9 protein-coding genes, 1 rRNA gene and 1 riboswitch are annotated in these 9333 nt (G+C 43.1%); all 10 genes read left to right on the top strand.

What is annotated here, in order from left to right; all coding sequences use genetic code 11:
* Positions 1–146: 146 nt before the first annotated feature.
* The 10 genes from rrf to purF all read left to right on the top strand — a co-directional run bounded on the left by rrf (position 147) and on the right by purF (position 9325).
* A 5S ribosomal RNA gene (gene rrf / locus ACQKL5_RS10165) occupies positions 147–262 on the top strand.
* Positions 263–508: 246 nt separating this feature from the next.
* Positions 509–724, top strand: a complete 216-nt coding sequence (locus tag ACQKL5_RS10160) for an NETI motif-containing protein (protein WP_427608470.1) — start codon at positions 509–511, stop codon at positions 722–724.
* A 59-nt stretch (positions 725–783) separates the two neighbouring features.
* A riboswitch (purine riboswitch) is annotated at positions 784–885 on the top strand.
* 164 nt (positions 886–1049) lie between these two features.
* Complete coding sequence (gene purE, locus ACQKL5_RS10155; RefSeq protein ID WP_427608468.1) at positions 1050–1538, top strand: 5-(carboxyamino)imidazole ribonucleotide mutase; 489 nt, start codon at positions 1050–1052, stop codon at positions 1536–1538.
* Positions 1522–2679, top strand: coding sequence for a 5-(carboxyamino)imidazole ribonucleotide synthase (gene purK, locus ACQKL5_RS10150; RefSeq protein WP_427608466.1), 1158 nt, complete (start codon positions 1522–1524; stop codon positions 2677–2679). The genes purE and purK overlap by 17 nt, the downstream gene beginning before the upstream one ends.
* The gene (purB, locus tag ACQKL5_RS10145; RefSeq protein ID WP_427608464.1) at positions 2676–3968 is read left to right on the top strand and encodes an adenylosuccinate lyase; all 1293 of its coding nucleotides are present in this window, start codon (positions 2676–2678) and stop codon (positions 3966–3968) included. The genes purK and purB overlap by 4 nt, the downstream gene beginning before the upstream one ends.
* A gap of 101 nt (positions 3969–4069) precedes the next feature.
* Positions 4070–4789 carry a phosphoribosylaminoimidazolesuccinocarboxamide synthase gene (purC, locus tag ACQKL5_RS10140; protein WP_427608462.1) on the top strand — a complete coding sequence of 240 codons (720 nt, stop codon included), beginning with the start codon at positions 4070–4072 and terminating at the stop codon, positions 4787–4789.
* Entirely contained in the window at positions 4782–5036 is a 255-nt protein-coding gene (gene purS / locus ACQKL5_RS10135; protein WP_427608461.1) for a phosphoribosylformylglycinamidine synthase subunit PurS, read from the top strand. Before purC ends, purS begins: the two co-directional genes overlap by 8 nt.
* Positions 5033–5719, top strand: coding sequence for a phosphoribosylformylglycinamidine synthase subunit PurQ (purQ, locus tag ACQKL5_RS10130; RefSeq protein ID WP_427608460.1), 687 nt, complete (start codon positions 5033–5035; stop codon positions 5717–5719). Before purS ends, purQ begins: the two co-directional genes overlap by 4 nt.
* Positions 5703–7925 (top strand): phosphoribosylformylglycinamidine synthase subunit PurL, encoded by a 2223-nt coding sequence (purL, locus tag ACQKL5_RS10125; RefSeq protein ID WP_427608458.1) that lies wholly within the window; start codon positions 5703–5705, stop codon positions 7923–7925. The genes purQ and purL overlap by 17 nt, the downstream gene beginning before the upstream one ends.
* On the top strand, positions 7910–9325 hold the full coding sequence (gene purF / locus ACQKL5_RS10120) for an amidophosphoribosyltransferase (protein WP_427608457.1): 1416 nt from the start codon (positions 7910–7912) through the stop codon (positions 9323–9325). Before purL ends, purF begins: the two co-directional genes overlap by 16 nt.
* Positions 9326–9333: the final 8 nt, after the last annotated feature.

The following is a 9333-nucleotide window of genomic DNA, read 5'->3' as shown; positions in this document are numbered from 1 at the left end:
GATGATCAGGTTGATAGGTCAGAGGTGGAAGCGTGGCGACATGTGGAGCTGACTGATACTAATAGATCGAGGACTTAACCAACGCTTTAAAAAAATGAACACCTTCTGGTATTATCTAGTTTTGAAGGAACAACGTTCCTGATATGTTTGGTGGCGATAGCGAAGAGGTCACACCCGTTCCCATTCCGAACACGGCAGTTAAGCTCTTCAGCGCCGATGGTAGTTGGGGGTTTCCCCCTGTGAGAGTAGGACGCCGCCAAGCCATTTGAAAGGTCAGCCATTGTGCTGGCCTTTTTTGTGTTTTGTGGAAGAATTGATATAGAGTATGCGCACTCCGTTATAATTCTTATAAAAGAATTGGGGACCAAAATCGTTTATTTTACTAATAGATAAACTGTTCATCATACCTGAAAGTATTTATAATAAGAAAAATAGGTAAAGCTGTTAATAAAATTTAATACACAAAAGACATTAACTTAAAAAATGAATGTAAGGAAGGAATGATTTCGTGAGTAAAAAGAGTAAAGAAAAGTTTGAAGTTAGAGAAGGCGAAAGCATAGATGATTGTCTAGATCGAATAAAGGCCGAAGGGTATTTTCCTGTCAGGAGAACGGAAGAACCGATTTTTGCAGAAAAAATCACGAATGGGAAGGCTCATTATGAACCAATTAAAAGAAAAATTGTGTTCGAAGCCAAACTATTTGAGCAAAACACGAACAATTAATTAGTTTTATATATAAATATTCGATTTTAGCTTGACAATAAAATTTGGTGACGGTAAGATGAAGATATATTAATACATCTCATATAATCCTGGGGATATGGCCCAAAAGTTTCTACCTGATGACCGTAAATCATCGGACTATGAGAAAAGTTAACTTATTCGGGAACCATCGAGGTCTTTTTTGTTAAGACTATTTCCGGACAGATTGCTTTCTCTATGAGGATGCAATCTGTCCGTTTTTTAATTTTAAAATAAATCCCCTGAGTGCTGTCCAGTTCATACTTATGGGAGGATCACTTAATTTAATTGTGGGAGGGACAGAATTATGAAGACGCAAGTTGGGGTCATTATGGGAAGTGTTTCAGATTGGGAAACGATGAAGTATGCTTGTGAATCATTAGAACAACTTGAAATCCCCTATGAAAAAAGAGTTGTTTCTGCCCATCGTACACCAGATTTATTGTTTGAATATGCAGAGAGTGCAAGAGAGCGTGATATTAAGGTGATTATCGCAGGGGCTGGTGGAGCTGCGCATCTTCCGGGGATGACGGCAGCGAAAACGATAGTTCCTGTGATAGGAGTGCCGATACAGTCTAAGGCCTTAAACGGAATGGATTCTTTATTATCGATTGTCCAAATGCCAGGTGGGGTGCCCGTGGCAACGGTAGCCATCGGTAAGGCAGGGGCAATTAACGCAGGATTGCTTGCGGCATCGATATTGGCTACTTTTGATTCGAAAGTTGCTGAAAGATTAGAAGTTCTTCGAGAAGAAACTAGAGAAAAGGTGTTACTGAGCAGTGAACAACTTAAATAAGGTCATTTTACCGGGTCAGACAATAGGAATCATTGGTGGTGGGCAGTTAGGTAGGATGATGGCCTTGTCGGCGAAAGAATCGGGTTTTAAAATAGCTGTTCTTGAACCGACGACTAATGGTCCTTGCGCTCAAGTGGCAGATATAGAGATTAATGGAGCTTATGATGATATAGAATCATTGAAAAGATTGGCTGAAGTCAGTGATGTCATTACCTATGAATTTGAAAATATCAGTTCCAAGGCTCTCGATTGGTTGAAGCAGCATGCTTACCTTCCTCAAGGATCAGAACTATTAAAACAAACCCAGGATCGACTCACTGAAAAGAAAGCCATAGTAGGGGCTGGGGCAACCGTAGCGCCATACCAGGAAATACAGGCTATTTCCGAAATTTATCTCCATATAGAAGAATTAGGGTATCCTAGTGTGTTAAAAACGACGCGTGGCGGTTATGATGGAAAAGGGCAGCTAGTCATTAGTGAAGAAGCCGATATTAAAAAGGCGGAATCCCTGCTACAAGCAGGTGTATGTGTGCTAGAATCCTGGATTCCTTTCGTTGAGGAAATCTCGGTCGTCGTGACGCGTAAAACGAATGGTGAAACAAGTCATTTTCCGGTTGCTGAAAATATTCACGTTAAAAATATCCTGCATAAGAGCATTGTTCCTGCTCGCATCAGTCAGCAAGCCGAAATGAATGCTATTGAAGCGGCTCGGCAGCTTGCAGAAAAACTTGATCTGGTCGGTACATTGGCAGTCGAGATGTTTTTAACAGCGAAGGATGAAATCATCATTAACGAGCTAGCACCAAGGCCACACAACTCAGGGCATTATACTATGGAAGCATGTGAGACCTCTCAGTTTGAACAGCATATCCGTGCTATCTGCAATTGGCCTCTCGGTAATACTTCCTTGTTGAAACCGGTTGTCATGGTCAACATCCTTGGTGAACATTTGGTACCATTACTTGAGGAGATTCCAGTGCTTAAGGATTGGAAGATTCATCTTTATGGTAAAAAAGAGGCGAAGGTAAAACGGAAAATGGGACATATCAATATTTTACGTCCAACACTCGAGGAAGCTCTTTTAGAAAGTGATCGAAGCAAAATATGGAATCAACAGGTTGAAACGGAGGAAATAAAATGATTGAACGTTATACCCGCCCTGAAATGGGCAACATCTGGACAGAGAAAAACCGATTTAATGCGTGGTTGGAAGTTGAAATCCTCGCATGTGAAGCATGGTCAGAACTTGGAGTCATTCCGAAAGAAGATGTAAAACTTCTTCGTGAAAATGCGACATTTGATGTTGAGCGCATCAATGAAATAGAAAAAGAGACTCGTCATGATGTGGTGGCCTTTACACGTGCGGTTTCCGAAACATTAGGCGAAGAACGTAAGTGGGTACATTACGGACTGACGTCAACGGATGTAGTCGATACGGCACTTTCTTACGTGATTAAACAAGCCAATGAAATTCTATCCAAGGATTTAAATAATTTCGTTGAAATCTTGAAAAACAAAGCAAAAGAACATAAATATACCGTGCAAATGGGACGTACACATGGTGTGCATGCGGAGCCGACCACTTTCGGTTTGAAGCTTGCCCTATGGTATCAAGAAATGAAACGGAATGTGGAACGTTTTGATGCCGCTCGGAAAAACATCGAGGTAGGTAAAATCTCCGGTGCTGTTGGTACATACGCGAACATCGACCCATTCGTTGAGCAATTCGTCTGCGAAAAACTGGGCTTGGAAGCTGCACCTATTTCTACTCAAACATTGCAACGTGATCGCCATGCGCACTATATGAGCACATTGGCTTTGATTGCAACTTCAATCGAAAAATTCGCTGTGGAAATTCGTGGACTTCAAAAAAGCGAAACGCGTGAAGTGGAAGAGTTCTTTGCTAAAGGCCAAAAAGGATCATCGGCAATGCCTCATAAACGGAACCCAATCGGTTCTGAGAACATGACAGGAATGGCCCGAGTAATCCGGGGCTACATGATGACCGCATATGAAAATGTGGCATTATGGCATGAGCGGGATATCTCCCACTCTTCTGCAGAACGTATCATCTTACCGGATGCAACGACTGCTTTGAACTATATGTTGAATCGCTTCAGTAACATTGTGAAAAACCTTACCGTCTATCCTGAGAATATGAAACGCAACATGGATCGTACACTTGGATTAATATTCTCTCAACGCGTGCTGCTTGCTCTTATTGATAAAGGCCTTGTACGTGAAGAAGCATATGATTCGGTTCAGCCACATGCGATGGACGCTTGGGAGCAACAGGTTCCATTCAGAAGCTTAATCGAAAAGGACGATAAAATCACAAGTTTACTTACTAAAGAAGAACTTGATGACTGTTTCGATCCTACTCACCATTTGAAAAATGTAGATGTAATCTTTGATCGCCTAGGCTTATAAAAAATGGCGGCAAACGTGGATCCCAAGTCGGGTGATACGTTTGCCCATGCCTAATTACAACCTTAAAATTCATAATATTCACAATTCGGAGGTCTTAGCAGATGGAAAAGCGGGAATTGCTCTATGAAGGAAAAGCGAAACAGATTTATGCAACGGACAACAGTGAAATAGTATGGGTGGAATACAAAGATTCAGCAACGGCATTCAATGGCGAAAAGAAGTCAGAGATTGTCGGTAAAGGCAAGTTGAATAATCAAATTACTAGCTTACTATTTTCAAAGCTTGCCGAGCAAAACATTCCTTCTCATTTTATCGAAAAGCTTTCCGATCGAGAACAACTGGTTAAAAAGGTCTCCATTATTCCTCTTGAGGTGGTGGTTAGAAACACGGCCGCCGGTAGTTTCTCTAAACGCACTGGGATGGAAGAAGGCCAGTTATTAAAGAAAACGCTCGTTGAATTTTATTATAAAGACGATGCACTCGGTGATCCCCTGTTAACGGAAGACCATATTGAAGAATTGGAACTAGCAAGCAAGGAAGATGTTGCTATTTTAAAAGACAAGGCATCTGAAATCAGTACAGTCTTATCGAACATCTTCAAAGAGATAGGTATTAACCTGATAGATTTTAAATTGGAATTTGGCAAGACACCTGATGGGGCGATTCTCTTGGCTGATGAAATTTCTCCAGATACTTGTCGCCTTTGGGATGCGACGACAAAAGAAAAACTAGATAAAGACGTATTCCGCCGTGATTTAGGAAGTTTAACAGATGCATATGAAAAAATTCTAGCAAAGTTGGAGGGCATTCAACATGTATAAGGTTAAGGTATATATCACACTACGCGAAAGTGTACTGGATCCACAGGGAGCGGCAGTTCAACAATCCCTCCATAGTTTGACTTATAAAGAAGTAAGTGATGTGCGTGTAGGGAAATACATTGAACTGACGATTGATAATACGGACCGTGATTTAGATCAGCTGGTGAAGGAAATGTGTGAAAAACTATTAGCCAATACAGTCATTGAAGCATACCGTTATGACGTTGAGGAGGTTGTCACCCAATGAAATTTGCCGTCATCGTTTTCCCTGGTTCCAATTGTGATGTCGATATGTACCATGCGATACAAGATGCACTTGGGGAGGAAGTGGAGTATGTTTGGCATTCATCAGACAATCTAGACAAATTTGACGGAATTCTGCTTCCAGGTGGTTTCTCTTATGGAGACTATCTGCGCACAGGAGCGATTGCCCGTTTTTCCAATGTGATGGCAGAGGTCGTAAAAGCGGCACAAGCAGGTAAGCCGGTTCTAGGCGTCTGCAATGGTTTTCAAATCCTGCTTGAAGCAGGATTGCTGCCAGGTGCCATGCGTCGTAATGATGGTCTGAAATTCATCTGTCGTAACGTAGAACTGAAAGTTGAAAATAATGACTCAATGTTTACCACGGGTTATTCATTATACGAATCAATCACCATTCCAGTGGCCCATGGTGAGGGAAACTATTACTGTGATGAAGAAACATTGGAAGAATTGAAACAAAACAACCGCATTCTGTTCACTTATAAGGGTGAAAATCCTAATGGTAGCCTTGAACAAATAGCGGGGATTACAAATGAACAAGGCAATATCCTCGGAATGATGCCTCATCCCGAACGTGCTGTTGATTCACTGCTTGGCAGTAAAGACGGCTTAAAGATATTTCAATCCATCGTAAAAAACTGGAGGGAATCACATGTTGTTACAGCTTGAACCAAGTCCGGATAAAATTAAATCGGAACGTTTATATGCAAGTATGGGACTATCCGATGAAGAATTTGCAATGGTGGAAAAAATCTTAGGCAGACTGCCGAATTATACGGAAACTGGATTGTTTTCGGTCATGTGGTCAGAGCATTGTTCCTACAAAAATTCAAAACCCATCTTAAGTAAATTCCCAACTACGGGGGAAAAAGTGTTACAAGGACCTGGTGAAGGGGCAGGAATCGTCGATATCGGTGATAACCAGGCCGTTGTTTTCAAAATAGAAAGCCACAACCATCCTTCAGCCATTGAACCTTATCAAGGAGCGGCTACAGGCGTTGGCGGCATTATCCGTGATGTCTTCTCTATGGGAGCCCGCCCCATTGCCATGTTAAATTCACTTCGTTTCGGTGAACTAGATAATGATCGCGTGAAGTATTTATTCAAAGAGGTGGTTGCAGGGATTGCCGGATATGGGAATTGCATTGGGATTCCCACTGTCGGTGGTGAGATTCAGTTCGATCCATCTTATGAGGGAAACCCGTTGGTCAATGCCATGTGCGTTGGATTAATAGATCATAAAGACATCAAGAAAGGCCAAGCTCATGGCGTCGGGAATACGGTCATGTACGTGGGTGCCAAAACAGGCCGTGATGGCATTCATGGAGCCACATTTGCCTCGGAAGAACTTTCAGAGTCTTCGGAAGAAAAACGTCCAGCCGTGCAAGTTGGTGATCCATTCATGGAGAAATTGCTTTTGGAAGCTTGTCTTGAGCTCATTCAAAACGACGCGCTTGTAGGCATTCAAGATATGGGAGCGGCAGGACTTACTAGCTCATCAGCAGAGATGGCGAGTAAAGCAGGGTCAGGGATCAAAATGAACCTTGATTTAGTGCCGCAACGTGAAACGGGCATGACAGCTTATGAAATGATGCTTTCTGAGTCACAAGAGCGGATGTTAATCGTTGTTACCAAAGGACGAGAAAAGGAAATCGTTGATTTGTTTACGAAATATGATCTGGAAGCGGTCGCTGTGGGTGAAGTAACGGATGACAAAAACTTAACGCTTTCTCATCTAGGTGAAATTGTTGCGGAAGTGCCGGTTGATGCGTTGGCTGAAGAAGCGCCCATTTACCATAAGCCATCCGCTGAACCAGAGTATTTCCGTTTCTATCAAAGCATGGCTGTAGAAGCCCCAGCCATCAAGGATTATAAAGGAACCTTATTGGCCCTATTACAACAGCCGACCATTTCCAGCAAGGAATGGGTATACGACCAATATGATTACATGGTTCGAACGAATACAGTCGTATCACCTGGATCTGATGCAGCGGTCATACGCGTTCGAGGAACGAATAAGGCCCTTGCAATGACAACGGATTGCAACTCCCGTTATCTCTATCTAGATCCTGAAACGGGTGGGAAGATTGCCGTAGCCGAGGCCGCTCGTAACATCATCTGTTCGGGTGGGGAACCTTTGGCGATTACAGATTGCTTAAATTTCGGGAATCCGGAAAAACCAGAAATTTTCTGGCAACTGGAAAAAGCGGCTGATGGTATGAGTGAAGCATGTCGCAGCTTAAGTACGCCTGTCATTGGCGGAAACGTATCCCTTTACAACGAGACGAATGGTGAAGCGATTTATCCTACGCCTGTGGTGGGAATGGTCGGTCTAGTACATGATCTTCAACATATCACCACTCAAACGTTCAAGCATAAATCTGACTTAATATATCTAGTCGGTGAAGCAAAAGGGGAATTTGGGGGCAGTGAACTTCAAAAGATGATAGAAGGGAAAATCTTTGGCCCCGCGCCGGCTTTGGACTTAGCTGTTGAACAAAAACGCCAAGCACAAATCCTTGAAGCCATCCAAGCAGACCATGTCAGCTCGGCACACGATCTTTCAGAAGGCGGTTTGGCTGTTGCCTTAGCCGAGTCTCTATTCGGATCAAAAATCCTTGGAGCAAAAGTACAACTGTCTGGAGAAGTGGTTTCCGAATTGTTCTGTGAAACACAGTCCCGGTTCTTACTATCTGTAAGTCCTGAAAATCAGACCGCGTTTGAATCGATTGTAGATGATGCAACCCTTATAGGTACAGTATCAGGTGATTCAAAATTAGTCGTGACGGATGAAGGTAATAACTTGGTCTTTGAAGCGAATGTGGAAGAATTACAATCAGTTTGGAAAGGGGCCATTCCATGCTTGCTGAAATAAGAAGCCTTAACGAGGAATGCGGCGTAGTAGGGATTTGGGGACATCAGGACGCAGCACAACTTGCCTATTACGGATTGCATAGCTTACAGCATCGGGGCCAGGAAGGTGCAGGTATTGTCGTGACGGACGGCATACAAATGTCCATCACGAAGGGTGAAGGGCTTGTAACCGAAATTTTCACGGCAGAAAAAATGGAGGCACTCTCCGGTACGGGGAAATCAGCAATAGGTCATGTTCGATATACGACAGCAGGCGGCGGCGGATATCAAAATGTCCAACCTTTCTTATTCAACTCTCATACTGGAGGGCTGGCGCTTGCCCATAATGGGAATATCGTCAATGCGAGTCAGTTGAAAGCACAGTTAGAGGGACAAGGGAGTATATTCCAAACGACGTCGGATACGGAAGTACTTGCACATTTAATCAAGCGATCAGGCTATTCTGATATTAAAGACTCGGTTAAAAATAGCTTAAGCATGCTTAAGGGAGCCTATGCATTTGTTATCATGACGGAAAATCAAATGATATTGGCTCGGGACCCACATGGTTTCCGCCCCCTTTCCTTAGGAAAGATAGGAGACGCATATTATGCTGCTTCTGAAACATGCGCCCTTGATATTGTCGGGGCAGAATTCATCCGTGATATTGAACCGGGTGAGCTTGTCGTCATCAATAATGAGGGGATCCATTCAGAATACTTTTCCCTTTCTAGTCAACAGGCCATGTGCACGATGGAATATGTGTATTTCTCCCGTCCGGATAGCAATATTGATGGGATCAATGTACATACGGCCAGGAAAAATCTTGGTAAGCAAATGGCACTTGAAGCGAAAATCGAAGCGGATGTTGTCACAGGTGTTCCTGACTCAAGTATTTCGGCGGCCATTGGCTATGCCGAAGCGGCAGGTATTCCTTATGAATTGGGCTTAATAAAGAACCGCTATGTCGGAAGGACATTTATCCAACCGTCACAAAGCCTTCGAGAACAAGGGGTGAAGATGAAGCTTTCACCGGTAAGAGGAGTCGTAGAAGGAAAGCGTGTGATCATGGTGGACGATTCCATCGTCCGTGGTACGACTAGCAGAAGGATTGTCCGCATGCTGAAAGATGCAGGTGCAAAAGAGGTCCATGTCGTCATCAGTTCGCCACCTATCAAAAACCCTTGTTTTTACGGAATTGATACATCGAAAAAGGATGAATTGATTGCCAACTCCAAATCAGTGGAGGAAATCCGGGAAATCATTGAAGCCGATTCTCTGACCTTTTTAAGCGTTGAAGGGATGGTCGAAGCAATTGGGCGTCCGTTTGCTGGTGAAACACGCGGTTCATGTCTAGCTTGTTTCACAGGGAATTATCCAACGGAAATTTTCGATTACGAACGTGAAAAAACTAAATGCTAATGATTGAT

This window comes from Peribacillus sp. NPDC097675 (genome assembly GCF_050277655.1).
GTDB lineage: Bacteria > Bacillota > Bacilli > Bacillales > DSM-1321 > Peribacillus.
This window is presented reverse-complemented; position numbering and strand designations above follow the sequence as displayed.

What these genes read in the sequence shown, in the direction of transcription:
- purC (WP_427608462.1), top strand. Translation starts at nt 4,070, where the DNA reads ATGGAAAAGCGGGAATTGCTCTATGAAGGAAAAGCGAAACAGATTTAT.
- purQ (WP_427608460.1), top strand. Translation starts at nt 5,033, where the DNA reads ATGAAATTTGCCGTCATCGTTTTCCCTGGTTCCAATTGTGATGTCGAT.
- purS (WP_427608461.1), top strand. Translation starts at nt 4,782, where the DNA reads ATGTATAAGGTTAAGGTATATATCACACTACGCGAAAGTGTACTGGAT.
- purL (WP_427608458.1), top strand. Translation starts at nt 5,703, where the DNA reads ATGTTGTTACAGCTTGAACCAAGTCCGGATAAAATTAAATCGGAACGT.
- purF (WP_427608457.1), top strand. Translation starts at nt 7,910, where the DNA reads ATGCTTGCTGAAATAAGAAGCCTTAACGAGGAATGCGGCGTAGTAGGG.
- purE (WP_427608468.1), top strand. Translation starts at nt 1,050, where the DNA reads ATGAAGACGCAAGTTGGGGTCATTATGGGAAGTGTTTCAGATTGGGAA.
- purB (WP_427608464.1), top strand. Translation starts at nt 2,676, where the DNA reads ATGATTGAACGTTATACCCGCCCTGAAATGGGCAACATCTGGACAGAG.